The organism is Apibacter sp., from assembly GCF_025291155.1.
Classification (GTDB): Bacteria; Bacteroidota; Bacteroidia; order Flavobacteriales; family Weeksellaceae; genus Apibacter.
This window is the reverse complement of the sequence record NZ_JAMBJZ010000019.1, coordinates 1-26,270: the sequence shown is the minus strand read 5'-3', so window position 1 is coordinate 26,270 and position 26,270 is coordinate 1. Positions and strand designations below refer to the sequence as shown.

The window sequence follows — 26,270 nt, the reverse complement described above, 5'->3', positions numbered from 1 at the left end:
GAAATATTTTGCAGTTTTTTCCAATCCGCGCTCCCTCCATAATAATTACATTAGAGCCGATCCATGTACCCTCTCCAATTTCAACATCTTTATAAATTGATGAAAAAGGTTCGATTACAACATTCTTTGCAATTTTTGCATCAGAATGCACAAATGCTAATGGTTGAATCATCTTCTATTCTTTAGTTTTTACTACTTGAGCCATCATTTCTGCTTCTACAACCATTTGTCCGTTGCAATATCCGTATCCCTGCATATGTACAATCCCTCTTCGTATTGGTTCTAATAAATCTATTTTAAAAATTAATGTATCTCCTGGTATAACTTTTCTTTTATGTTTAACATTATCTAATTTAATTAAGTAGGTAGAATAATTTTGAGGATCATCTACATTTTCAAGTACAAATATTCCTCCCGTTTGTGCCATGGCTTCAATTTGCAATACACCTGGCATAACCGGCTCATTTGGAAAATGTCCAACAAAAAACGGTTCATTAATCGTAACATTTTTTACTCCAATTATATGTTTTTCATCCACTTCCATAATTTTATCTACTAATAAAAAAGGTGGACGGTGAGGAAGCATTCTCATAATGTCTTTTATATCGTATACCGGTTCTTTGTATAAATCGATTTCCGGAATATTTTTTCTTTTAAATAATTTATATAGTTTATTAAGTTTTTTTGCAAATTGTGTATTACAATGATGTCCGGGCTTAGTAGCTATTATTTTTGCTTTTAGTCTAACTCCAACCAATGTTAAATCCCCTATAACATCCAATAGTTTATGTCTAGCTGCTTCATTCGGATAATACAAAGTCACATTATCCAGAATTCCATTGGGACGAACACTGACTTCAGGCTGATTGAATACTTGTTTTAGCTTATCTAATGTCTTAGGAGAAAGTTCTTTATCTACGTAAACAATGGCATTATTTATATCTCCTCCTTTAATTAATCCGGAATCTAAAAGATTTTCCAATTCATGAAGGAAACTAAATGTTCTTGCGTTCGCAAAATCAGTTTTAAATTCCTCAATACTCTTCATGGTAGCATTTTGTGTTCCTAATACCTTTGTACCAAAATCTACCATAGTTGTTACTTCAAAGTGATCTGAAGGGAGTGCCGTAATTTCTGAACCTGTTTCCGGATCTGTATAAGAAATTATTTCTTTTATGATAAAGTATTCCCTATTCGCATCTTGCTCAATTATTCCAACATCTTCAATTGCTTGAACAAAATATTTCGATGACCCATCCATTATAGGTGGTTCTGAACTGTTCAATTCAATATAGGCATTATCCAAATCCATTCCTGTTAATGCTGCTAATACATGTTCACAAGTATGTATTTTAACACCTTTTTTTTCTAAAACTGTTCCTCTTTCAGTAGAAGTTACATAAGTTGCATCAGCTTCAATAGTAGGTTGTCCTTCCAAATCCACCCTAACAAAAACGAAACCTGTATTTACAGGTGCAGGCTTGATTGTCATAACAACTTCTTTACCTGTATGCAAACCTTTACCTTTTAACGTAAACTCTTGCTTAAGTGTCTTTTGTTTATCTGACATTTTTTTATAAATTATTAGTTAAAGATTTACTTTTTACCTTTTTCTAATTTTTCTAATCTTTTAACAATTTCCGGAAGCTTTTTAAAGTATATATAGCTTTTTTGATAATTAAGATAATTGATTGCAGGAGAGCCAAATAATCTTTGATTATCTTGCACATCATTGGTGATTCCGCTTTGTGCCTGTACAATTACATTATTTCCTACTTTTAAATGTCCTGTAATTCCTACCTGACCACCTATCATACTCCATTTTCCTAATTTGGAGGAACCTGCTATCCCTGATTGTGCTGCCATTGCTGTATGTTCACCAATTTCTACATTATGAGCTATCTGAATAAGATTATCCAGCTTAACACCTTTTTTTATGATTGTTGAACCTATTGTAGCACGATCAATGGTGCAATTCGAACCAATTTCGACATTATCTTCTATTAGTACATTTCCAAGTTGTGGAACTTTTTCATATCCTTCATTTGTAGGTTGAAATCCGAATCCATCTCCTCCTATTATAGTTCCTGCATGTATAGAACAATTATTTCCTAATACACAATCTTCATAAATTTTTACACCTGGACCTATATAACAATTATCTCCAATAGTAACATTATCCCCAATAAAAACATGAGGATAAATTTTTGTATTCTTTCCTATTTTTGCATTATTTGATATATAAGCAAAAGCCGCTACATATACATTTTCCAATAAAACTGCTGATTCGGCTATAAAAACAGGATTCTCAATTCCTTGTTTTTTAACCTTCATTTCATTATAAATGTTTAAAAGTTTATTAAAAGCCGCGTATGCATTGTCAACAACTATAATTGTTGGTAAATTGGAAAGATCTTTAGGTACTAGATCTTTTGAAATTATAACAATTGATGCTTTTGTATCCTTTAAATATTCTTGATACCTTTCACCACCTAAAAATGTTATGGTACCAGGCTTTCCATCTTCTATTTTTGAAATATAAGATACTTTTTCTTGGGGATTTCCTTTTATATCCCCATTAATTAAATTTGCTACTTGTTCAGCACTAAAATCCATGATGGGCAAATGTAAACATTTTCTAAGTATTATAAAAATCTTTATTTAACACCGTATATCTCTCTAGGCATGCATAAATGATAACGAGTAATTTTTTTTCTCAAATCTTTAACCAAAACTTGATTATCAGCTTTTTGCAATTCTATTATCTCTCCATTTTTTAGTAATAATTTTATAGGGTCTTTTTTATCATTATATGCCAATACACTCAAATCTTTTTGATGTACAAAATTTTTACCATCTTCTATATCAAATAATTCCTTTGTTGCATTTTCCAATTTTAATAACTTATCCTTTGAAATCGGTTCAGAAATTATACACGAAAATGGTAATTTCCTTTGAATGATAAACTGACTTAATAAACTTAATATTTTATCTTCATTAGCCTGCCATAATTTTAGGGCTGAAATTATATCAGAATCATCCAATTGAGCAAATTTTTCTAAATCTACTTTTGTTAATTTAATAAAATCGGATTTCTTCAAAAAGTAATTTAATATATCGGAAGCTGGAACTTCTTTACCTTCTTTAGTTAATTGCTTGGCTCTTTTTAAAGCTTCTATTAAATAGATTTCCGCTGTTACTGATGTTTTATGAAAGTAGACTTGCCAATACATAAACATTCGCGATGTTAAGTATTTTTCAATTGAATAGATGCCTTTACTATCAATAACCAACTCATCATTTATGACATTCATCATAGTTATGATACGTTCAGAATTTACATTCCCTTCTGAAACTCCAGTAAAAAAACTATCTCTTTTTAAATAATCCAATCTATCCAAATCAATCTGACTTGAAATCAACTGATGAAAAAATTTCCTTGGATATTTATTTAAAAATATATCAATTGCTAACGACAATTCATTATTGAATTCTTCATTCAACAAATTCATAAAAGTTATAGAAAGGTTTTCATGATGAATTCCATCCAATAAAGTTGATTCTAATGCATGGGAAAAAGGTCCATGACCAATATCATGCAATAATATAGCTATTAATGAAGCTCTTTCTTCTTCTTTCGATATTTCTACACCTTTATCTCTTAAAATTTTATGGGTAATTTGCATTAATTGAATTCCCCCTAATGCATGTAAGAATCTTGAATGTGTAGCTCCTGGATATACATAATAGCTTAAACCTGTTTGTGAAATCCTTCTTAATCTTTGAAAATAGGGATGTTCTATTATATCGAATAATAAATCATCTGATATTGAAACAAATCCTAAAACCGGATCGTTAAATATTTTCCTTTTATTTATTTTTTCCAAAAGGCATATTTTTTGTACATTAATGCAAAATTAATGTAAATAAAATAACTATATAAGTATGGGTAAAAAAATATTATGGATAGATGATGAAATTGAATTATTAGAACCTCATATAATCTTCTTAAAAAATAAAGGATATGATGTTATTGATATCAACAATGCAGCAGAAGCCTTAGAACTAATTCCCATAAATAATTTCGATGCAGTTCTACTTGACGAAAATATGCCTGGAATCGGCGGTTTAGAAGCTTTGCAAAAGATCAAAGAAATAAAATCCGATTTACCTGTTATTATGGTAACAAAAAATGAGGCTGAAGATATAATGGAAGAGGCTATAGGAGAAAAAATTACAGATTATATTTTAAAGCCTGTTAATCCTAATCAAGTTTTAATTAGTCTAAAAAAGCTCCTTAAAAGTGATGAAATTATTGAAAAAAAAACCGTTCAAAATTATCAGCAAGAATTTCGAAAAATTTCAATGGATTTGATGTATGCTCAAAGCTTTGAGGATTGGATTCAAATATATTTGAAGCTCATTCAATGGGATATTAGCTTTGATAAACTTTCCGATGTTGAAATGAGCTCAATATTGAACAATCAAAAAGAAGAAGCTAATAATTTATTTTCTAAATTTATTGAAAACAATTATCATTCCTGGTTACATTCTGAACAAAAACCTGTAATGTCTCATACAGCATTTAATGAAGTAGTTAGACCGGTTATTAATACTCATAAAAAGGTTATACTACTTATGATTGACAATCTTCGCTACGATCAGTGGAAAATAATTAAACCTTTATTCGCTAAAAACTTTAATACCATTACAGAAAAATCATATTTCAGCATTCTTCCTTCCGCTACTCAATATGCCAGAAATTCTTTTTTTGCCGGGTTATTACCATTGGAAATTGAAAAAAAATATCCTCAATATTGGGTAAGTGAGAATGATGATGAGCATAAAAATCAATATGAAAGTGAATTATTATCTGCTCAACTCCAACGTTTAGGTTTGAAGGGAGTAAGAAATAAATACTTTAAAATTTTAAATGCCGAATTTGAGAAAAAAATTTATGATGAATTTAAGTATCATAGCAGTAACGCTGATTTTATTACTATAGTATACAATTTTATAGATATTCTTTCTCACGCTAAAACTAATAATAATATTGTTAATGAATTAATTAGAGATGACAAAACATTCCGATCTTTAACTTATACTTGGTTTGAAAATTCAAGTATTTTAAAAATCATTCAATCAGCTGCAGAAGACGGATACAAAGTTGTTATCACAACCGATCATGGTACTATTTATGTAAAAAAACCTAGCAAAGTAATCGGTGATAAAGAATCTTCTACTAATTTAAGATATAAACTAGGAAAAAATCTTCAATATGATGAGAAAGATGTATTCGCAGTTAGTGATCCGGAAAATTATTTTCTACCTAAAGTTAATTTAAACTCAAAATATATTTTTGCTAAGGAAAACAAATTTTTTGCTTATCCTAAAAATTATAACCATTATGTAAATTATTATAAGGATACCTATCAACATGGTGGAGTTTCAATGGAAGAAATGATTATTCCTATAGCTATACTGGAATAGATAATTAATTTTTATCAAACTTTTTAAAACAAAAAATAATTAATTTATCTATTTTAAGTTACGATAAGTTATATTTTATAAGCTACCTATTCATATAGCTTATATATTTGTCTAAACAAATAATATACAATTAAACTATTCTATATGCATCAATTTTTTATGGATAGTTGATATATTTCTATTATTTCCTTAAGCTTAAATAAATTAATACTTCACCTCAGAAATAATATCGATATATTTGTATATTTACAAAAATTATTTTTATTTTATATGAAATTTAAACGTCACGTTATTCTATTTTTTATTTTTATCTTATTCATAAGTTGTAGAACGCAAGATTATATAGTTAATAAAAAACTAAAAGATCATGAAGGAGAAACTATATTAATAGGCCAGGTTACGCGTGAGGCGCTTAAACAACCTGAATTTAATTCATGGTTTTCGGATGAGTATAATTCATATGTTCCAGATCAAAATGTCACTAAAAAGTTAAAGAATAAAATTAAACTCTATCATATAGAAATTTATTTTGGGACTTGGTGTAGTGATACTCAGGAGCAATTACCAAGATTTTTAAAAATTCTTGATAAAGTTAAATATCCTCAAAGAAAATTGAAATTAATTGCACTAAACCGTAAAAAAGAAAGTTTTTATGGAGAGCAAAATCAAAAAGGCATTTCAAATATTCCCACTTTTATTCTATATAAAGCTCATCATAACCCTAAAAGAAGAAATATAGAAATAGGTAGAATTGTTGAATCGCCAACAAAATCACTTGAATTGGATTTATATAAAATTGTTACCGGCAGAGAATTAAAAAAATAACTGATTGGTTTCTATTCTTTACCTACTTTTTTTGCATGATTTATGTAATGTTCTTTGTTAATATAAAAAACATGTAAAATGGTAATATTTAATTTTTTAAAAAAATATTTTTTATCCATATTATTTTTAATTTTAGGTTTACTTGCTTTTATTTTTATCTTAAAAAAATCAGGCAAAGAAAATGTTAGATCGGAAACTAAAATTATCAATCATGAAATTCAACGTCTTAATAAAATGATTGTAATTGAACAAAATTTTTCCTCATTCAAAACAAAAAAATATAATAACTTTAATCCGAAATATTTTGATTTTTTAAATAAAAATATTGTTTTATATATTACTGCAATGGCTCAGGTCACTTATGACATGAAGAAAATAAAAATAGATGTTGATTCGACAAGTAAAACTGTACATATTATTTTTATACCCGAACCAGAATTAAAAGTTTATCCTGACGTTGAAATTTATAGTATGGAAACAGGATTTTTGAATAATTTTTCAAAATCTGAGCTAAATGAGGTTATGGAAGAGAGTAAAAAAGATATAACTAATGAGGTCGAAAAATCTAATATTAAAGCTTTAGCTAAAACTCAATTAATATCAAATCTAAAAGAATTATATAAAGTCGTTAAACTTAATAATTGGAAAATAATTGATGATACTCCTTATGCTAATCAGTTAAACACCATTAAAGATTAGCAGTTAATTTTTTTCAAAAATTCTTATTCTCATTTTAAAATATTAAGATTATCTTTTAAATTGTAATAATATTGCTATATATATATTTATTATTGTGAATTAGTATCCGAAAATATCTCGAAAATATCTATTAAAAATAAAATTGTTTATTTGAGCTTTCAAACGTACTTATTTCATATTCAACATGATCATTCCTAAAGGAAACTTTGGCTCAACATAAATTATTTTATCCGGCAACTGTTCATCTAAATCCAATACTCTTTGTAAATCTGAAAATGAAGGAGGATAAAATCCAAAACCTATTTTAAAACCACCGGTATCCACCATTTGTTTAATAGTATTAATTCCTTCTATAGTATTAGTTCCTTTGATATAGGCTATTAAATTTCTATTTTCTTCGCAATCTGATAAATTAAAAATTTTATCCAATATAAATTTATTGAATAGATATACATCTATATTTCCCAATCCAATGGGCATACCCCTATATTCATGTTTTATATATAAACCATAAAATTCTCCATCAATATACATGCTTATATGATGTTTATGAGAAGGAAAATAAGGCGCATTTCCTTTTCGATTTATAGTAAAATGCTCCTCCAATCTTGTGAATAATTCATTTTTAGATATACCGTTTAATGACTTTAAGAGCCTATTAAATTCAACAATTTTTAAATTTTGTCCGGAAACAAGTAAAGATAATATTTGATGATTCTGATCTAATAAAAAATCCTTAAACTTCCCTTTTTCTTTTATTTTATCCGAATGTCTTATAGCTCCCTCCATTCGATAATAACCATCTGCTAAATAGAGTGAGGGTAAATTAGATACCGTATCTTTAAATTGCGCTAATTTCAATCTATTATCTATTCGCCACAACTTATGTGTAATACCTAATTCATCATCAAATTGTATAAATGGTTTACTCTTAATTTCAATATCCATTAAAATCTCTATTTTTGAATTCGATTCATAACAAAGTAATACAGGATCAGTCTGTAAATAAGTAATATCCAAAAATTGAGTAAAATCTATAATTTTTTCTTTTTTTCCGGTCGACGAGAATTTTATTGTATGATCTTTGAAATCATCCACTGAAATTAATCCTACAATTCCTCTAAAGAACTCTCCTGTTAATTTTTTTTGTTCATAGACATAAAATGAGGCAGGATCATGTTCAAGTAAATTTTCTTTAACATAATCCTCATACCTTTTTCTTATTTTTTTTAAACGATTTTCCAAAGGACTTTCACCTTTAAAGAACATCGGTTTAATAATATCTATATAAGATGGTGTTTTGCCTCTGAGTTTTATTCTTATTTGCTCATCTGTATATATATCGGGAGAATACATGGGAAAATCTTTCCCATCCTCCTCTTTAGGATGTATTCCTTTAAAAGGTTTAAAATTTAACATATAAAGATCATTTACGAATAAGTTAAAACTAATATACTATTTTTCATAGTATATTCTATACTATTTTTTTGCAATAGCAACTATTTGTTTTGCCAATTCCATTCCCACTCTTTCTTGGGCTTCTTTTGTATTACCACCAATATGAGGTGATAAAGATAATTTAGGATTCATAAGCAATGTTATTTCCGGTTTAGGTTCTTTTTCAAAAACATCTAAGGCCGCACCAAATATTTTATCTTCATTTAAAGCATTTAGTAAAGCCACCTCATCTATAATTCCTCCCCTTGAAGCATTTACTATTATAGCATTATTTTTCATTTTGTTTAGCTGTTCTTCTCCTATTACATACTTATTTTGTTTAGGAATGTGAACGGATATTACATCTGAATTTTTAATAACTTGTTCCATGGGAACAGTTGAAATTTCAAAATGTACCTGTTGTCCGTCAAAAAAATCTATTGAAATTGTTCTTGTGATATCGTTTATATCAGAAACTAATACTTTCATTCCCAAACTTAATCCTATTTTTACCACTTCCACTCCTATCCTTCCAAATCCAATTACTCCTAAAGTTTTCCCTCCAAGTTCCATGGCTCCTGAATAAGATTTTTTTAAGGCTGCAAAATTTGTGTCCCCTTCCAAAGGCATATTGCGATTGGAGTCTTGAAGATATCTGTATAAAGTAAACATATGTGCAAATACCAGTTCGGCAACTGATCTTGAAGAAGCTGCAGGAGTATTTATAACATGTATACCTTTATCTTTAGCATATTCAACATCAATGTTATCCATCCCAACACCTCCTCTACCTATAATTTTAATAGAAGGACATTGGTCTATCAAATCTTTTCTAACTTGTGTCGCACTTCTTACCAATAAAACATCAATATTGTTTTCATTTATAAAATTGGCTAACTGCTCTTGAGCAACTTTATGTGATAAAACTTCATGACCTTCATTTTCTAAAAATTCTATTGCAGATATAGAAATACCATCGTTCGGTAATATTTTCATTGTATTTATTTAATTAAATTAAAAATTAGGCAGTTTTTTCAAGTTCTTTCATAACATTAACTAGGGCTTGCACTCCTTCTAAAGGCATAGCATTATAAATACTTGCTCGATACCCTCCTACGGTTCTATATCCTCCTACTCCTACAATATTAGCATCCTTCCACATTTGATCAAATTTGGCTTTATATTTTTCTTCGTCATTTAAAAAGAAACACACATTCATAAGAGATCTGTCTTCTTTTTCGCATACTCCTCTAAACAAAGGGTTTCTATCAATCTCATTATATAACAATTCTGCCTTTACCTTATTTTTTTTCTCAATTCCTTCCGTTCCTCCTTGTTTTTCTAGCCATCGTAAATTCAATAAGGTTGTATATACAGCAAATACAGGCGGAGTATTAGCCATACTTTCTTTTGCAATATGTACTTCATAATCTAAATAAGAAGGCAAATTTCGTCCTGTTTTTCCTAAATATCTTTTATCTACTACCACCATTGTTACTCCGGCCGGACCTAAATTTTTTTGTGCTCCTGCATAAGATATAGCAAATTTATTATAATCAATGGATCTACTTAAAATATCAGAGGACATATCACATACAATAGGAACATCAGTTTCTGGAAATGTTTTGATTTCTGTGCCATAAACGGTATTATTGGAGGTAATATGTAAATAATCAACATCAGAAGGAATCGTATAGCCTTTAGGTATATAGGTGTATTTGTCCTGTTTTGAGGAAGCTAAAACTTCTATCTTTCCGATTTTTTCAGCTTCTTTAATAGCTACAGAGGCAAAATTTCCGCTGTCTATATAAGCAGCTTTTGATTTAAGAAGATTATATGGAATCATAGTGAATTGTAAGCTAGCACCACCTTGTAAATACAATACTTCATGATGATCGTCTAACTTCATTAATTTCTTTGCTAAACTTCTAGCTTCATCCATTATAGCAATAAAATCTTTACTTCTGTGTGATATTTCAATTAAAGAGGTCCCATTATTATTAAAATCCAACACTGCCTGTGCGGCTTGTTGAATTACTTCTTCCGGTAATGTAGAAGGTCCTGCACTAAAGTTATATTTTTTCATTAATTAATAAATATAATGTTTTTATCTTGTTAGGAAATAAAGTAAACACGTTTATTATTCTCAAGAAGGATGTAAAAAATCCTTCTTAGCGATCAATTCTTCATCAGTTTCCACATGAGCATCATCAGGAACACAACAATCCACCGGACATACGGCTGCACATTGCGGTTCTTCGTGAAAACCTTTACATTCCGTACATTTATCCGCAACTATATAGTAAATATCATCAGATATGGGTTTTTGTGGAGTATCCGCATCAATAGAAAGACCGCTCTTAGTTACAACCATTCCTGTTAACCCAGTACCTTCTGACAATTTCCAATCCACCGCTCCTTCATATATTGCATTATTGGGACATTCAGGCTCACACGCTCCACAATTTATACATTCATCCGTAATTTTTATAGCCATTACTTAAAATTAATTTACTTTTGTGCAAAATTATACAATTTTTTTTATATATATCATAAGTAAAATGAGTTTAGAACAAAGAATAAAGTCGCTGAATGCCGTTAGAAATATTTTAGATCAATTTGTTAATAAGAATGAGGTTGATACGCATAATTATTCCAAATTTAAAAAGATTATTTCGCTTGCTGAAACTAAAAATTCATGGTTTACTGAAGATAGCATATTTTCAGTTTTAAAGTATTGGAATAATGTTTTATCTGAAGATACGGTCTCTAAGTGGTTAGCTAACTACACGATTGATTCTACCGAGAAAAAAAATGTTGGATTGGTATTGGCGGGAAACATACCTATGGTTGGATTTCATGATTGTCTGAGTACTCTCCTGACAGGGAATCGGGCTGTAATAAAATTATCTTCCAAAGACTCTATTCTCATTCCATTTTTTTTAAATTTATGGAAAGAGTTTTGTAATGAGCTTGATTTTGAATTTGTAGAAACACTCTCTAATTGTGATGCAGTTATAACTACCGGTAGTACAAATACTGCCAGATATTTTGAGTATTATTTTAAAAACATTCCGCATATAATCAGAAAAAATAGAACTTCCATAGCTATACTAACGGGTAAAGAAACTGAAGAACAATTATATGGACTTGCTAATGATGTATTCTCATATTTCGGATTAGGTTGTAGAAGTGTAACTCAAATATTTATTCCGAAAGATTACGATTTAAATTTACTTTTTAATATTTTTATTTCTTTTAAGAATGTTATTAATCATACTAAATATGCAAATAATTATGATTATAACAAAGCTATATATTTGATGAATCAAGAAAAATTTTGGGATAATAATTTTATTATACTTAAAGAATCTCAAAATTTATTTAGTCCTATCGGTACATTATATTTTAGCACCTATTCCGATAAAACCGAGATAGAAAATTTTATCTCTAAAAATACTGAAAATATACAATGTGTGGTATGTGCTCAACCGTTGGATATTTATAAAACTATAGCTCCCGGCCAGGCACAAAATCCTAAAATTTATGATTATGCCGATGGGATTGATACCATAGAGTTTCTCACTCATTTATAATTAACTTAAATAATAAGAAATTAAAAAAAGGATCGAATATTCATTTTTTTAGATAATTAAATAATTAATAGTATTTTTACTTTTTATAGTAAAAAGACAAAATTGTTACTCATATGAAATCATTACAAGGATTAGGTGTAGCTTTAATAACACCCTTTTGCAAGGATGGAACGATTGATTTCCCATCGTTAGAAAAATTAGTAAATTATAATATTGAAGGCGGAACTGACTACTTAGTTATTTTAGGCACAACTGCTGAAAATGCTACCTTAAATTCAGAAGAAAAAAAACAGGTAATTGATTGTATCCTAAAGAGTAACAACAATCGATTACCTTTAGTTTTAGGCATTGGTGGAAATAATACAGCTGATATTGTACATCAGTTACAAACTACAAACCTTGAAGATTTTTCCGCAATCTTATCCGTATCGCCATACTATAATAAACCTTCTCAAGAAGGAATATATCAACATTATAAAAAAATTGCTGAAAATAGCGATAAGCCTATAATTATATATAATGTGCCCGGAAGAACAGGTTCAAATATTGAAGCTGCGACAACATTAAGATTGTCAAATGATTGTAAAAACATCATCGGGATCAAAGAAGCAAGTCCAAATTTTTTACAATCAACTAATATTATCAAAGATAAACCTTCTGAATTTAGGGTCATATCGGGAGACGATGAATTGGCTTTGCCTATAGTATTGGCCGGGGGATACGGAGTTATATCGGTTTTAGGCCAAGCTCTTCCTCATGAAGTTTCTCAGATGATTAAATTAGGATTAGATAAAAAAGTAGAAGAAGCCTATACAATTCATTATAAGCTAAAAACTCTTTTTGAATTAATATTTGCAGAAGGAAATCCTTCCGGTATTAAAGCTTTATTATCCGTAAAAGGTATTTGTAAACCTTATACTCGTTTACCTTTAACATCTGCCTCTACAAATCTTATTAGTAAAATTGAAAAAGAGCTAGAAACTCTAAGCATAGTTGTTTAAGTTTTTACTATTTAGTAATATATCTACTAATTTTATTAATAAATTATCTATAAATATCTTTATATCAATTAAAGTTATTTATTTGTTTAAAATTATAAAAAAATGTAATTTTGTAATTAGATGAAAAAAATACTTCTATTAGGTTTATCATTTCTCCTTTTTATTAGTTGTGAGAGAAGATTAAATCAAGCTTTAAAAAGTACTGATAAAGATTTGATATTAAAGGTTGCTGAAGAATATGAACAACGAAAGAAATATAGTCAAGCCATCAGTTTATATGAATATGCAACTAAATTCGTTGTAGGAACCGATGAAGCACCGGAAGTTTCTTATAGGACTGCATACCTCAATTATTTAGATAAAAACTATAGGCTAGCAGCGCATCAGTTTAAAAATTTTGTAATGTCGTATCCGAAAGACTCAAGAGCCGATGAATCGGCATATATGGTAGCTTATTGTTACTATGTCGATTCGCCTGATTATAATCTTGATCAAACAAATACACGAGATGCATTAAAGGAATTGCAATTATATATTGACACTTACCCTAATTCGGAAAAAATTCCTGAATGTAACCGAATGATAGATGATTTGACTAGAAAGCTGGAAAAGAAAGCTTTTGAAAATGCTAAAACCCTTTATAAAGTTACGGAATATAAAGCAGCTATCATATCTTTTGATAATGTTTTGAGCGATTTTCCAGATACAAAATTGCGCGAAGATATTTTAATTTATTCACTTCGTGCCAAAACAGAACTTGCCGTTAATTCTATACATAAATTACAAAATGAACGAATTAATGATGCGGTTAATTCATACAATAAATTCTGCAATCTATTTCCAAACTCAACCTATTTAGATGAAGCAAAACGTTTAAATTCTAGATTGGAAAATGCCAAGATTACGTATCAAATTAAAGAAAAAAACATCAATGAAGCCAAAGAGCAATCTGAAGATAAATTAAAATCCGCAGAAAAAGAAAGAAATAAAATAAGTTAACTAAAATTATACACCAATCAAAATATGAATTTAAAAGAATTAAATGCGCCAAACACAACAATTACTTTCAATAGACAACAAATTGAGAGTAAAGTAGGTAACATTTATGAAGCTATAGTAATAATAGGTAAAAGAGCTGAACAAATTAATACTATTATTAAAAATGATTTGAACCAAAAATTGGATGAATTTGCTTCAAATAGCGATTCTCTTGATGAAATATTTGAAAATAGAGAACAAATTGAAGTTTCTAAATACTATGAAAGATTGCCTAAACCAACATTAATTGCCATACAAGAATGGTTAGATAACGAAGTTTATTTTAGAAAAACAGACGCTCAGTAACCATTTTACCATGTCGGTTTTAGAAGGGAAAAAGATAGTATTAATAGTAACGGGTGGAATTGCTGCCTATAAAACCGCTTCCCTTATAAGACTTTTGATCAAACGGGGATGTAAGGTACAGGTTATTATGACACCGGAGGCAGTTAATTTTATAACGCCTCTAACCTTATCTACCCTGTCAAATAATCCTGTATATACACAATTTTTTGATGGAAAAACGGGAGAATGGACTAGCCATGTAGATTTAGCTTTACAAGCAGATTATATTGTGGTAGCCCCTGCTACTTCCAATACGCTGTCTAAAATGGCCAGTGCAGAAGCTGATAATTTAGCTTTAGCAACGTATTTATCTGCTAAAAATATTGTTTTCTTTGCTCCTGCTATGGATTTGGATATGTACAAAAATCCTTATAATAAAGAAAACATAGAAAAGCTTATTCAAAAAGGAGATATATGTATACCTCCTAATAAAGGGGAACTTGCCAGTGGTTTAGAGGGAGAAGGCCGAATGGCCGAGCCTGAGGAAATTGTAAATTTTATTGAAAATTTCATACGAAAAGAGTTACTTTTTTATAAAAAGAAAATTTTAATTACTGCCGGTCCTACTTATGAACCTATTGATCCGGTTCGATTCATAGGAAATCATTCTTCCGGAAAAATGGGTTTTGAAATAGCCAAAGTTGCAGAAAAATTAGGTGCTGAAGTTACCTTAATATCTGGTCCTTGTAATCAAAAGCTATCTAATTATTCTTCCATACTAAGAATTGATGTTATATCGTCTGAAGAAATGTATAAGGCTGTGGATGCCCATTATCAATGGGCTGATATTGTTATTATGGCTGCAGCGGTAGCTGATTATAGACCTAAGACAGTTTCTAAAATTAAAATAAAAAAAGAGGAAGATTCTTTTTCTTTGTCGTTAATTAAAAATAAAGACATACTTTTACACTTAGGTAATACTAAAGATAATCAGTTTTTAGTTGGATTTGCCTTAGAGACTAATGATGAAGAAAATAATGCTCTTAAAAAATTACAAAAAAAGAATTTAGATATGATCGTTTTAAATTCTTTGCGAGATGATGGCGCTGGATTTTCTTACGATACAAATAAAATAACTATTTTAGATAAGCAGGGAAATATTGAGTATTTTGATCTTCAGACTAAAGAAAAAGTCGCTGTGAATATATTAAATTCTATTCATGTAAGAATAAAAACCTGATTTATGAAACATATACCATTAATTTTTCTGTTATTGATTATACCCATAGTGGTTACTTGTCAACAATTATCGGCTGAGGTAAAAATTGATTATAGCAAAGTTCAAGGATCAAATAATCAAGTATTTAATACCTTAAAAAAGGATTTAAAAGATTTTATCAGTAATACGGATTGGATACCTGGAAATAAGCTATCAATGCAAGAGCGTATCAAATGCTCTTTCGGGATTATTATTGAAGAAAGAATTGCTACAGATAAATTTAAAGCAACTTTATTAGTTCAATCCAGTAGACCTGTATATAACTCAAGTTATACGACACCGGTATTAAATTATCAAGACACCAATTTTACATTTAATTATATCGAATCTGAAAATCTTGTATTTAATGAAACTCGTTTTAGCGGCAAAAATTTAACTGATGTCCTTGCGTTTTATATCTATATGATTTTAGGATATGATGCTGATACTTTTTCGTTAAATGGAGGAACCGATTATTTTACCAAAGCTCAAAAAATTTCTGATAATTCCATAAATCAAGGATATAACGGTTGGAACACTTTTGATGGGCCGAGAACCCGAGGTTCTCTTATTGCTGATATTATAAATGATAAGTCCAATACCTTAAGAAATATTTCGTATAATTATCATCGTAATGGATTGGATATGATGTCTTCTAATGAATTACAAGCTAAAACAAATATCGCTATCAATTTAATGAAGTTGAATGAATATTCTTCCAATTATCAATTTTATCCATTGGATCTTTTTTTAACAGCAAAACGAGAAGAAATAGTAAATATTTTTTCAGGTGGTACCTCTGTTACAACCCTTAATATTTCTGATTTAAAAACTTTATTACAAAAAATTAATCCAATCAATAGTAACGATTATTGGAATAAAATTAAAAATTAAAAAACTTATGTTAAGTCATTTATCAATTCGTAATTATGCATTGATAGATATCCTGGATATTGATTTTCCATCTGGAATGATAACCGTTACAGGAGAAACCGGTGCAGGTAAATCCATTATTTTAGGAGCATTGAAATTAGTTTTGGGTGAGCGGGCAGATTACAAGTCTTTAAAAAATGTGGATGAAAAATGTTTTGTAGAAGCTGAATTTATTCTTGATCATGAATTATTTTCCGATTTTTTTACTGATAACGAATTAGACTATGATTCTAGTACAATTATAAGAAGGGAAATACTACCATCAGGCAAATCAAGAGCATTTATCAATGATACACCAGTTACTTTACATTTATTACAAACTTTAACTAAAAAACTTATTGATATTCATTCTCAATTTGATTCAGCAGAGCTGATGAATGAGAAGTTTCAGCTACATCTTTTGGATAATTATTCCAATACTATTGTAGAGGTAAAAGAATATCAGCAAGTATATCATCAATACTTATTTGAAAAAAATAAGTTGCAATCTTTAAAAGACAAATTACTCTCGGGTAATGAAGAACTGGATTACAAGAATTACTTGTTGGATGAACTGAACAGTGCTAATTTAGACTCTCTAAATTATACCGAATTAGAAAATGAACTTAATTTACTTAAAAATTCGGAATACTTAGCACAAATATTATCCGAAATCAAACAACTTTTTGATAATGATGAGATGGGAGTGCTGAATCAAATACGAGAAGTTTATTCTCGCATGGATAAAGGTTCACAATTTTCACCCAATCTTTTGAAACTTTCAGAACGTCTCAGCAGTATAAAGCTGGAATTACAAGATATTTATTCCGAATCTGAATTCTTTTTGGAAAAGCTAGATTTTAATCCGTTGCGATTTGAAGAACTTTCTCAAAAAATTGATTTAATAAATTCGCTATATCTTAAGCATAAGGTTAGCACCATTGAAGATTTAATTGATGTACGTAATACATTATCTAAAGATACTTTTGATTTAGTCAATTTGGAAAATCAAATTCTAGATTGTGAAGATAAAATACAAAAACTTGAATCAAATCTAAATAATTTAGCTGAATCTTTGCACCGAAAGAGATTAAAACATATTCCTGAATTAGAAAATAAAATACTGAATATTCTTTCTCTTCTAGGTATGGAAAAATCGCAAATTGAAATTTCCATGCAAAACACAAATGATTATACACAATCGGGGACGGATATAGTTACTATTAATTTCTCAGCCAATGCGGGCATGCGTTTACAGCCTATAGCAAAAGCTATATCTGGAGGGGAACGTTCACGTTTTATGTTAGCCATTAAAAAAATTATGTCGGAAAAAGAAGCTCTTCCTACCCTGATTCTTGATGAAATTGATACTGGTGTTTCTGGACGTATCGCTAACGAAATGGGAATTTTAATGCAGAATATGGCGAAAACTATGCAATTATTAGTAATCACACATTTGCCGCAAGTTGCTGCTAAAGGAAATATACAGGTTAAGGTTGAAAAAACTGAAATCAAAGGGGAAACTCAAACTCAAATTCGTTTACTTTCCCACCATGAAAGAATTGAAGAAATTGCTCAACTGATAAGTGGATCTAATATAACCGAAACTGCACGGAAGCAAGCCTTGGAGTTACTAAAATAAAAAAGGTATTTTTTAAATTATAATTTAAAATCTTCTTATTAATATTTTACATTAGGAAAACATGTAAGATCCTATCAATAATTTAATAACAGCCTTCATTAAATCTTGTAATTGTTTATTGAATAAATTTTTAAACTTTCGAATATAGTTATATATCCTTTTTAATCTTAAAAAAGTTTTCGGATTTCATTCATTTTTTTCAACAGGTAATCTAAAAATAATTGGGGATCTAAAATATAAATCAACAGGTAATCCATCAATGGTAGCTAGATCCCATTTTAGGGATCTTGTTCCATATATGGCTTTAATTGCATTTTCTTCCATTCCATCTCCAATTAAAATTAAATTACTTTTTACAAAAACCGAACTGATTTCTCCCTTACTATTTACTATAAATTTTAAAATAACTCTAACGTCATTAATATTGTCCTCAATTAATTTATAAGGAAACTCTAATTTTTTTGTCATAGCTGATGTAAAACCTAGAGGAAAATTTGGGATTTTTATATCGTAAGAATTGCCATTTAATATTTCAATTGGTCTTTTTTTATAAATAATTTTCAATTTGTTCATTTCATCTTGGATTTTATCCTCCTGAATAAAATCTCCTGTTTCAAAATTCATGTAGCCTATCTTTTTACCTGATAATATCCTTGCCGTATCTTGTTCAATAAATTGTAAATAATCATAAGAATCTATTTTATTACCTTCAACAGTATATAATTCATATTTGTCTTCCTTATTTATGGCTACTACCCATTTATCATAATAAACTATTATACTTTTATAGATTGGAGGGAGTAGTTGTCCTGCGGAAGAATATAAGGCAACGCTATCATTAATCTTTACAGTGACTAAACCATTAATATAAAATCCCAAGATTGAGTTATTATTATATCCATTATTTTCATCAGAATGTAATAATATATTTCCAGAAGAATTTATAAGGCTACATTCCTTAATTCGTCTTGTGTTATTTTCTTCATATTTTTGAACTAAAAACATACCGTTGAAAACGCCACTTATATAATCGTATTGTACAGGAAGAATTTCTTTTCCTATACTGTCAATCAATCCATATTTGTTATTTTTTTTTACTTTAATCCATTTGAAATCAAAATCTTTATATTCATCAAAACCTCTTACCACTTTGGTTTTATATTTTTTTCCATGTTTAGAGTTTGAATTTATTATATTTTCATTATTCTGCCCTAACAATAAAAGAGATATGCATGAAGTTATGATTAAAGTAATAGAAATTTTCATATAATTAGTTTTGTCTTGCAATAATATATAAATTAATTTATATAACTATAATTTAGATTTAATAATTTAGATTTTTTAAATATTTAGTTCATGCCTGAAAGTAATAATACTACTAATTCTAAAGGTTTTATTTATGCTTTGTTATGCTACCTTTTTTGGGGAATACTTCCTCTGTATTGGCATATGCTCATTGAAATTCCTTCACTGGTTATTTTAGCGAATCGAATGCTGTGGTCTTCCATTTTTCTTACCGTGTTTTGTTTATTTCAAAATCGCAGGGCATTAATATCAGTTATAAAAAATAAACGAAATGTTTATTACATGGGAATTGCAGGTATACTTGTTACTATTAATTGGGGAATATACATTTACGCAGTTACGCATCAATATGTTGTAGAATCAAGCTTAGGATATTATATAAACCCTTTAATTAATGTGTTGCTAGGGGTAGTTTTTCTAAAAGAGAAATTAAATCGTCTGGAAAAGATAGCTACTTTATTTGCTTTTATTGGGGTTTCCTATTTTACCATTAGTTATGGTTCTTTTCCATATATTTCCTTTATTTTAGCTTTAAGTATGAGTATTTATGGTATAGTAAAGAAGAAAGCAAATCTTCCTGCCGTACAAGCGCTTACTTTGGAAACCTTATTGATTACACCTATGGCTATACTTTATTTATTACATTCTATATATAGCGGAGAATTATCTTTTTCGGAAATTGCTACAAAATCAGTAATTTTATTGGTATTTGGTGGTATAGTAACGGCAGTGCCTTTACTTTTGTTTGCTAAAGCAATCAAATATTTACCTTATTCCACTATAGGATTTATACAATACATTAGCCCTACTCTACAACTGATCATCGGAATATTTGTTTTTCATGAAGGTTTTACTTCTGCCCATGCTATTTGTTTTTTATTTATTTGGATAGGGTTAGCTTTTTTTACTGTAAATATTATCCAAAATTCTTCTTTTAAAAGAAAGACTGCCATCAAAGTGAATACTAAGGGGTAAGTTACAATTGTTTATAAAATTCATAAAAGCATAAATAAATATTTTTCTAATTGGTTAATACTTAGGTATAATAATTGATATTTATATGTAAATAATCCAAAGAGATTAATCTAAGAAAAATTTAAATTTTTAAAAACCTATTGTTTGAAAACTATAAAAGCTTTCTAGGATATAACTAGAAAGCTTTTTTTGATATCATTTCTCTATGCTGTACACCCCACTCTTCCAGTTTTTTTATAATAGGCTTTAATTTTTTTCCACTTTCAGTTAACTCATATTCTACTCTAGGGGGAACTTCTGGATAAACGGTACGTGTAATAAGTTGGTTTTCCTCCATCTTGCGTAATTGTAAGGTTAACATTCTCTCCGTAATATTCGGGATTTTTCTTTTTAATTCACTAAATCTCTGTTTTCCTTGATTAAGTAAACAGCATATTATTAGTATCCATCTACCTTCTATTAAGTTAATTGCATATATTTCCGGACATTCATTTATCATAATATTTTTATTGACAAAATTTGTTGAAGCTTTTTTTATTTTACTCATTACTTACATTTTTGTTAGTACCATACAATGGGTAGTTAATATACTAAAGTTATTATTTCTACCTTATATTTACAAAAAAAAATTTAAAAACGAATATAATTAAATAAAATTGATATAAATTTATTAAAGTTATTAAATAAATAATAACCATTTATAGATGATAAATTTAAAAAAATAAGTGATCACTTTAATTTATTTCTTGTATACTTTATAAATTTTATCCTCATGATATAATTTAAAACATGAGAACAATTTAATTCTAATAGAAAATTAAATAATTATAATATGAAAACACTAGTAGTAATTGGACATCCGGATTTGGAAACTTCATTAATAAATAAAAGATGGATGGATGAATTAAAAAAATATCCTGAAAATTTTACAGTACATCATCTTCGTCATGAAAATACAGACCATAGATTTGATTTAAAAAAAGAACAAAAACTAATTGAAGAGCATGGAAATCTAATTATTCAATTCCCTATGTATTGGTTTAATTGTCCCGCCTTAGTTAAACAGTGGATCGATGAAGTATTTACAGAAGGTTGGGCATATGGAGAAGGAGGTACTATATTAAAAGAAAAGAAAATTGGTTTAGGGATATCTATGGGACTTAAAGAAGAAAAATTAACTAAATATAATTTTTCTGTTGATGATCTTATATTGCCTTTTAAAATAACCTTTTCTTATACAAAATCTAACTTTAGGGGATTCTATGCTCTTTATAATTCTCATGAAGCAGTAAATAATGGTGAGCTTGATAAAAGTATTGATCCTTACCTATCATTTATTAAAAATATCTAAAATTTTCATTTATATAAAAAATCTTTCTTAGAATTAAGAAAGATTTTTTATCTGTTTTTTTATTGAATTATATCTGTATTGTTTACTTATTTTCAAATATGGTATTTATAGAAATACCTCCATAATTTCCCGAACTCATTAGTAGAAAAACAGAGTTATTTTTTTCTATTTTTCTTAAATAGCTTTCTAATAATTTCGGATCATTAAAAACTTTGATATCTTTTTTTTGGAATGCATTAGCAATTACTTCTTCTGAGATAGGTTGCATTCTTTTTATTTTCAAAGCTTCTTCACTATAAAAAACTATGGCTTGATCAGCTGCTTCTAATGTATAAGCATATTGTGTTAAAAATTCCGGATTCAATGAACTATATGTATGCAATTCAAGACAAGCTATTAATCGTTTATTAGTAAAATTTTCTTTAACCGCCTTAACAGTTGCCAATACTTTAGAGGGCGCATGAGCAAAGTCTTTATATACGATATATTCATTATTTCCATAGATTTTTTCTAATCTTTTAGATGCTCCTTTAAAAGATATAATTGCTTCATAAAATTCATCATTCTGAATTCCGATTTGATTACATACTAAACGAGCACCTTCTAAGTTTAATAAATTATGCCTTCCGAACATAGATAATTGTACCTCTCCTTCATGAGTCGGAAGATAAACTTTTTCTTCTTTAATTATATATTTTGGTGTACGATAGGGAAACTTTTTTAAATAATTCGAGGTATTTTCGACAATTTCAACCACTTCTTTATCTTCTTCGTTGTATAATAAAGCACCTCCCGGACTTATACTGTTAATAAATGAAATAAATGGTTGTTTGTAAGATTCAAATGTAGGAAACACATTTATATGATCCCAAGCTATACCACTGATCAAAGCTATATTCGGCTGATATAGAAGAAATTTTGAACGTAAATCAATAGGTGAAGATAGGTACTCATCTCCTTCTAAAACTATAAATTCATTCTGGTCCGTAAGTTTTACCATCGTATCAAACCCTTCAAGTTGTGCGCCCACCATGTAATCTACTTGTTTATGATGATAGTTTAATACATGAAGAATCATAGAGGTTATGGTGGTTTTACCGTGAGAACCTGCAATAACTACCCGAGTTTTATTTTTAGATTGCTCATATAAAAATTCGGGATATGAATAAATCTTTATATTCAATTCTTTTGCTCTTATCAATTCAGGATTATCCGAATGTGCATGCATACCTAAAATTACAGCATCAAGGTCAGAAGTAATTTTATTGGGAAACCATCCCAATTCTTCCGGAAGTATTCCTTGTTTTTTTAACTTTGAAAGAGAGGGCTCAAAGATAGCATCATCTGAGCCTGTAACTTCGTATCCTTTTTGTGCTAAGGCTAGGGCTAAATTATGCATGGCACTTCCGCCTATGGCAATAAAATGTATTTTCATTTACCGATATTTTTCAGAACAAAGATACTTTTTTAAACTAAAAAGACAGCAAATGTTGCTGTCTTTATATTTTGATTAATACTTTTATAATTCAAAAAACGATCGTGTTTTTTCTTCTTCTTTTTCCGCCTCTAATTCTTCAACTGTTTTCACTTTCAAAAAACTTGGATCTTGCTCTATAGCTACCATAATTTTTGCTAATATTTCTTTCGGATCTTCATTTTCATAGTCAATATCTAAAGGAGCCTTGAACGTCATTTTAGGTTCTACACCTCTTTTCTTTATCAATAATCCTTTTTTATCAAATGCTCTTCTAAATCCGTCAATAACAACAGGAACAACGATAGGCTTACTTTTTTTGATAATTTTTGCCGATCCTTTCCTACCCGGCGACCATGGAGTAACCGTTCCCTGAGGGAAAGTTACAACCCAACCGCTTTGTAAGGCTTTTAAAATATTATCAATTTCATTCATATCAACCATTCGATTCACATCTTTTCCGGCACTTCTCCAGGTACGTTTTACCGTAATCGCACCGGCCAATGAAAATAATTTTGCTAACAAGCCTTTGTTCATAGTTTCTTTCGCCGCCACGTAATATAGATCTATTCTGGGATCTAAAAGATACACCGGATTTTTTATGGTGTCTATATAGCCGTGCTTTACTGCACCAAAAACATGGTACATAGCGAATACATCTGCAAAATATGTTTGATGATTGGATACAAATAATACGTTTGTATCAGGAAGTTTTAAAAGGTTTTCAGTTCCTTTAATTTTTAATTTATTAAATCCGTTAAATCTGTTATAAGATATTACTCCAAAGGTGAATATGAGAAATCTTTTTAAAATAAACCAATGACCAAATGCATCTGTAAAAAATCTTTTCTTCTTTTTCTTTCCTTTTTCCATTTTACACCTAAGTTTTAAAAATTGTAAATATATTACTTTTAAAAAATATAACTATTTTTATCAGTTCCATCATTGATAAATAATTAACAAGCAAAATTATAATATATATATAGAATTATTGTTAATTAAATATTAATTGTTATATAAGCATACCTTAAATAAAGTAATATACTTTTGCATAAAAAAATATAATTTTATTAATGCATTGTTTTTAAGTCACTAATAATATTAATATATACTAGCTTAGATACATATAGATTATAAAATTAAAAATTAATTATATAAATGTATCGTAAATGTGATATGATATAAAACAGAATTTTTTTTCGATAGAAATAAAAAATATAATTATAAATTTAATAGTATGATTTCTAATATAGCTTATGTATTATTTTATGGTAATAAATTAAAATTTGGCTTAATTCCTATCCATTTAAAAAGGGTTTCACTAAATTTATCTTTCATCATTGAATTCATATTCGTAACTCTAGCGCTTGCATGATTAGCTCCAGGTAACTCTAATATAATAGAATTTGTTTTTAAAGTTGGTTCTACTTTAGTAGCACTCCATGTATCCAATTCGCCATAAATATAGATGAAATTGTTTGCATGATTATCGAGCCAATTTTTTAAATGATTATTAAGCTCCTGCGAATAAATAACAGTTCCAGCTTCTTTAGGAGTAAAGGTAGCCGATGGATTTTCAGTAAAATAATTTAAATATTTTTTAAATGGTTGAATATTATATCCATAATAACCCATTTCCAAAGCTGCCTGATAATAATGTGGGGCGTACTGTTTTATTTCCTGATCACTGAAAAAACTTATATCAACTGAATTAATAAGATAATCTACTCCCTGAGCTATATCGGTTAGTGAAGGTATCGAATCGCAAGAATATCCCCACTGCCAAAATGAAAACGGATATTCTAAAATGCTATATTCAAATGCACTTCCTACAGATCCTACATAGTTATAAGTGAGTCCTTTTATATCAGAATACGCTTTTACATATTTTAAAGCCTCATTTTCATTTTTGAGCATATAGATCTGAAAATCTTGTATTTTCTTCCTGCAAGAATGCGTTCCTACTTTATCCAGAAATTTATAAATTCTGCGATCTTCCAAAGTATAATTTATTGGTGCAACATAAGGAATGGAAACCTCTACATCATTAGGAAAAAAATATCGGTAATAAATAGTAGTTTGCCCCCCTTTACTTATTCCGGTGCTTATCCATTTATTTTTATATAATTTTTTAAATATTTCGTTGATGTGATGTAAATCATGAGTAGCATTGTATAAGGTAAGGTATTTCCAATTAAAAATAGTTGAATCGGGTATTGATTCTCCAAAATATCGATGCTCTATATTAAGATCATTAGAATTTAGTATTTGTTGCAATTCATTATTCCTAGCATTATTTATCTGATATCCTTGTGTTTCCATTAGCATAGGATTATCAAATCCGGTATGAGTTAAAATAACTTGCTGGTTAAAATAGCCTTTATTATTATCTGACCAATCTAAGGGCTGTTTAATCTTAATTTTATATTTTAAAGGCTCTCCTTTTAAAGTTTCAATTCTTTCGTAGGCAATATCTTTTTGTTTTGATAGAAAATCTTCCAATATTTTTCTATCTGATCGCTGAGCTAATAAAGTAGTAAAAGAGAATAAAGCAGCAAAGAATATTAATATTCTTTTCATTTTTAACCAGTTTAATATACAATCTCGAATCATTAATTTATTACTATTAATTTTAATTAAATTTCTTATTTTGGAAATATTGCAAAACTTTAGAACATTTAAAATTTTATAATTCTAATGCCTTACGTATTCCATTATTCATTAAAATATCAATAGGATTTTCAATAGCTTCTTTTACAGCCACTAAGAAACTTACCGATTCTTTTCCATCAATAATTCTATGATCATAAGATAGTGCAACATACATCATAGGTGCGATGACGATTTGCTTATTTTTAACTACAGGTCTTTCTATTATATTATGCATTCCCAATATGGCGCTCTGAGGAGGATTTATAAGCGGAGTTGATAGCATAGAACCAAAAACTCCACCGTTGGTTATGGTAAAGGTGCCTCCTGTCA

25 protein-coding genes and 1 pseudogene are annotated in these 26,270 nt (G+C 28.7%); 12 read left to right on the top strand and 14 right to left on the bottom strand.

Going from position 1 to position 26,270, the window contains the following annotated elements; all coding sequences use genetic code 11:
• From M3Z80_RS03580 to M3Z80_RS03565, 4 genes and pseudogenes are all read right to left on the bottom strand, one after another.
• Positions 1–172 (bottom strand): annotated as a pseudogene (locus M3Z80_RS03580) (acyl-ACP--UDP-N-acetylglucosamine O-acyltransferase); the annotation flags it as partial.
• A 3-nt stretch (positions 173–175) separates the two neighbouring features.
• Complete coding sequence (locus M3Z80_RS03575) at positions 176–1,570, bottom strand: bifunctional UDP-3-O-[3-hydroxymyristoyl] N-acetylglucosamine deacetylase/3-hydroxyacyl-ACP dehydratase (protein WP_293917668.1); 1,395 nt, start codon at positions 1,568–1,570, stop codon at positions 176–178.
• Positions 1,571–1,596: 26 nt separating this feature from the next.
• Entirely contained in the window at positions 1,597–2,616 is a 1,020-nt protein-coding gene (gene lpxD / locus M3Z80_RS03570; protein WP_293917666.1) for a UDP-3-O-(3-hydroxymyristoyl)glucosamine N-acyltransferase, read from the bottom strand.
• 41 nt (positions 2,617–2,657) lie between these two features.
• Entirely contained in the window at positions 2,658–3,887 is a 1,230-nt protein-coding gene (locus M3Z80_RS03565) for an HD domain-containing protein (protein WP_293917665.1), read from the bottom strand.
• A 58-nt stretch (positions 3,888–3,945) separates the two neighbouring features.
• On the opposite strand from M3Z80_RS03565, the gene porX reads away from it, so the two are divergent.
• The 3 genes from porX (at position 3,946) to M3Z80_RS03550 (ending at position 7,014) form a co-directional block, all read left to right on the top strand.
• The gene (gene porX, locus M3Z80_RS03560; RefSeq protein ID WP_293917664.1) at positions 3,946–5,490 is read left to right on the top strand and encodes a T9SS response regulator signal transducer PorX; all 1,545 of its coding nucleotides are present in this window, start codon (positions 3,946–3,948) and stop codon (positions 5,488–5,490) included.
• 270 nt (positions 5,491–5,760) lie between these two features.
• Positions 5,761–6,315, top strand: a complete 555-nt coding sequence (locus M3Z80_RS03555; RefSeq protein ID WP_293917662.1) for a hypothetical protein — start codon at positions 5,761–5,763, stop codon at positions 6,313–6,315.
• A 78-nt stretch (positions 6,316–6,393) separates the two neighbouring features.
• Positions 6,394–7,014, top strand: coding sequence for a DUF4230 domain-containing protein (locus M3Z80_RS03550; protein WP_293917660.1), 621 nt, complete (start codon positions 6,394–6,396; stop codon positions 7,012–7,014).
• Between the two features lie 168 nt (positions 7,015–7,182).
• Here the strand turns inward: M3Z80_RS03550 and M3Z80_RS03545 are convergent, their stop codons facing one another.
• The 4 genes from M3Z80_RS03545 to M3Z80_RS03530 are packed head-to-tail and all read right to left on the bottom strand — an operon-like array spanning position 7,183 to position 10,948.
• Positions 7,183–8,433 carry a DUF1015 domain-containing protein gene (locus tag M3Z80_RS03545; protein ID WP_293917658.1) on the bottom strand — a complete coding sequence of 417 codons (1,251 nt, stop codon included), beginning with the start codon at positions 8,431–8,433 and terminating at the stop codon, positions 7,183–7,185.
• Between the two features lie 60 nt (positions 8,434–8,493).
• Positions 8,494–9,447 (bottom strand): D-2-hydroxyacid dehydrogenase, encoded by a 954-nt coding sequence (locus tag M3Z80_RS03540; RefSeq protein ID WP_293917656.1) that lies wholly within the window; start codon positions 9,445–9,447, stop codon positions 8,494–8,496.
• A gap of 25 nt (positions 9,448–9,472) precedes the next feature.
• The gene (gene serC, locus M3Z80_RS03535) at positions 9,473–10,537 is read right to left on the bottom strand and encodes a 3-phosphoserine/phosphohydroxythreonine transaminase (protein ID WP_293917654.1); all 1,065 of its coding nucleotides are present in this window, start codon (positions 10,535–10,537) and stop codon (positions 9,473–9,475) included.
• A gap of 60 nt (positions 10,538–10,597) precedes the next feature.
• Positions 10,598–10,948: a 4Fe-4S dicluster domain-containing protein gene (locus tag M3Z80_RS03530; RefSeq protein ID WP_293917652.1), complete on the bottom strand. Its 351-nt coding sequence runs from the start codon at positions 10,946–10,948 to the stop codon at positions 10,598–10,600.
• Between the two features lie 64 nt (positions 10,949–11,012).
• Between M3Z80_RS03530 and M3Z80_RS03525 the strand changes: the two genes are divergently transcribed.
• The 7 genes from M3Z80_RS03525 to recN all read left to right on the top strand — a co-directional run bounded on the left by M3Z80_RS03525 (position 11,013) and on the right by recN (position 18,183).
• Complete coding sequence (locus M3Z80_RS03525; protein WP_293917651.1) at positions 11,013–12,047, top strand: acyl-CoA reductase; 1,035 nt, start codon at positions 11,013–11,015, stop codon at positions 12,045–12,047.
• 113 nt (positions 12,048–12,160) lie between these two features.
• On the top strand, positions 12,161–13,048 hold the full coding sequence (gene dapA / locus M3Z80_RS03520) for a 4-hydroxy-tetrahydrodipicolinate synthase (protein WP_293917650.1): 888 nt from the start codon (positions 12,161–12,163) through the stop codon (positions 13,046–13,048).
• A gap of 120 nt (positions 13,049–13,168) precedes the next feature.
• Positions 13,169–14,047, top strand: a complete 879-nt coding sequence (locus M3Z80_RS03515; protein ID WP_293917648.1) for an outer membrane protein assembly factor BamD — start codon at positions 13,169–13,171, stop codon at positions 14,045–14,047.
• 24 nt (positions 14,048–14,071) lie between these two features.
• Positions 14,072–14,392 carry a DNA-directed RNA polymerase subunit omega gene (locus M3Z80_RS03510; RefSeq protein ID WP_293917646.1) on the top strand — a complete coding sequence of 107 codons (321 nt, stop codon included), beginning with the start codon at positions 14,072–14,074 and terminating at the stop codon, positions 14,390–14,392.
• Between the two features lie 10 nt (positions 14,393–14,402).
• Entirely contained in the window at positions 14,403–15,611 is a 1,209-nt protein-coding gene (gene coaBC, locus M3Z80_RS03505) for a bifunctional phosphopantothenoylcysteine decarboxylase/phosphopantothenate--cysteine ligase CoaBC (protein WP_293917644.1), read from the top strand.
• 3 nt (positions 15,612–15,614) lie between these two features.
• Positions 15,615–16,523, top strand: coding sequence for a type IX secretion system protein PorD (gene porD / locus M3Z80_RS03500; RefSeq protein WP_293917642.1), 909 nt, complete (start codon positions 15,615–15,617; stop codon positions 16,521–16,523).
• A gap of 7 nt (positions 16,524–16,530) precedes the next feature.
• The gene (recN, locus tag M3Z80_RS03495) at positions 16,531–18,183 is read left to right on the top strand and encodes a DNA repair protein RecN (protein WP_293917640.1); all 1,653 of its coding nucleotides are present in this window, start codon (positions 16,531–16,533) and stop codon (positions 18,181–18,183) included.
• A gap of 186 nt (positions 18,184–18,369) precedes the next feature.
• Here the strand turns inward: recN and M3Z80_RS03490 are convergent, their stop codons facing one another.
• Positions 18,370–19,449, bottom strand: a complete 1,080-nt coding sequence (locus M3Z80_RS03490) for a WG repeat-containing protein (protein WP_293917637.1) — start codon at positions 19,447–19,449, stop codon at positions 18,370–18,372.
• A 90-nt stretch (positions 19,450–19,539) separates the two neighbouring features.
• Between M3Z80_RS03490 and rarD the strand changes: the two genes are divergently transcribed.
• Positions 19,540–20,463: an EamA family transporter RarD gene (rarD, locus tag M3Z80_RS03485; RefSeq protein ID WP_293917635.1), complete on the top strand. Its 924-nt coding sequence runs from the start codon at positions 19,540–19,542 to the stop codon at positions 20,461–20,463.
• 175 nt (positions 20,464–20,638) lie between these two features.
• Here the strand turns inward: rarD and M3Z80_RS03480 are convergent, their stop codons facing one another.
• Complete coding sequence (locus tag M3Z80_RS03480) at positions 20,639–21,010, bottom strand: winged helix-turn-helix transcriptional regulator (protein WP_293917633.1); 372 nt, start codon at positions 21,008–21,010, stop codon at positions 20,639–20,641.
• A gap of 285 nt (positions 21,011–21,295) precedes the next feature.
• Between M3Z80_RS03480 and M3Z80_RS03475 the strand changes: the two genes are divergently transcribed.
• A complete protein-coding gene (locus M3Z80_RS03475) occupies positions 21,296–21,814 on the top strand; it encodes an NAD(P)H-dependent oxidoreductase (RefSeq protein ID WP_293917631.1) in 519 nt (172 codons plus the stop codon).
• 82 nt (positions 21,815–21,896) lie between these two features.
• Here the strand turns inward: M3Z80_RS03475 and M3Z80_RS03470 are convergent, their stop codons facing one another.
• From M3Z80_RS03470 to M3Z80_RS03455, 4 genes are all read right to left on the bottom strand, one after another.
• A complete protein-coding gene (locus M3Z80_RS03470) occupies positions 21,897–23,249 on the bottom strand; it encodes a UDP-N-acetylmuramate--L-alanine ligase (protein WP_293917629.1) in 1,353 nt (450 codons plus the stop codon).
• A gap of 84 nt (positions 23,250–23,333) precedes the next feature.
• On the bottom strand, positions 23,334–24,161 hold the full coding sequence (locus M3Z80_RS03465) for a lysophospholipid acyltransferase family protein (RefSeq protein WP_293917627.1): 828 nt from the start codon (positions 24,159–24,161) through the stop codon (positions 23,334–23,336).
• Positions 24,162–24,554: 393 nt separating this feature from the next.
• The gene (locus tag M3Z80_RS03460; protein ID WP_293917625.1) at positions 24,555–25,868 is read right to left on the bottom strand and encodes a S28 family serine protease; all 1,314 of its coding nucleotides are present in this window, start codon (positions 25,866–25,868) and stop codon (positions 24,555–24,557) included.
• A 106-nt stretch (positions 25,869–25,974) separates the two neighbouring features.
• Positions 25,975–26,270, bottom strand: a 296-nt coding sequence (locus M3Z80_RS03455; protein ID WP_293917623.1) for a 2-oxo acid dehydrogenase subunit E2, incomplete at its 5' end; no start/stop codon positions are given.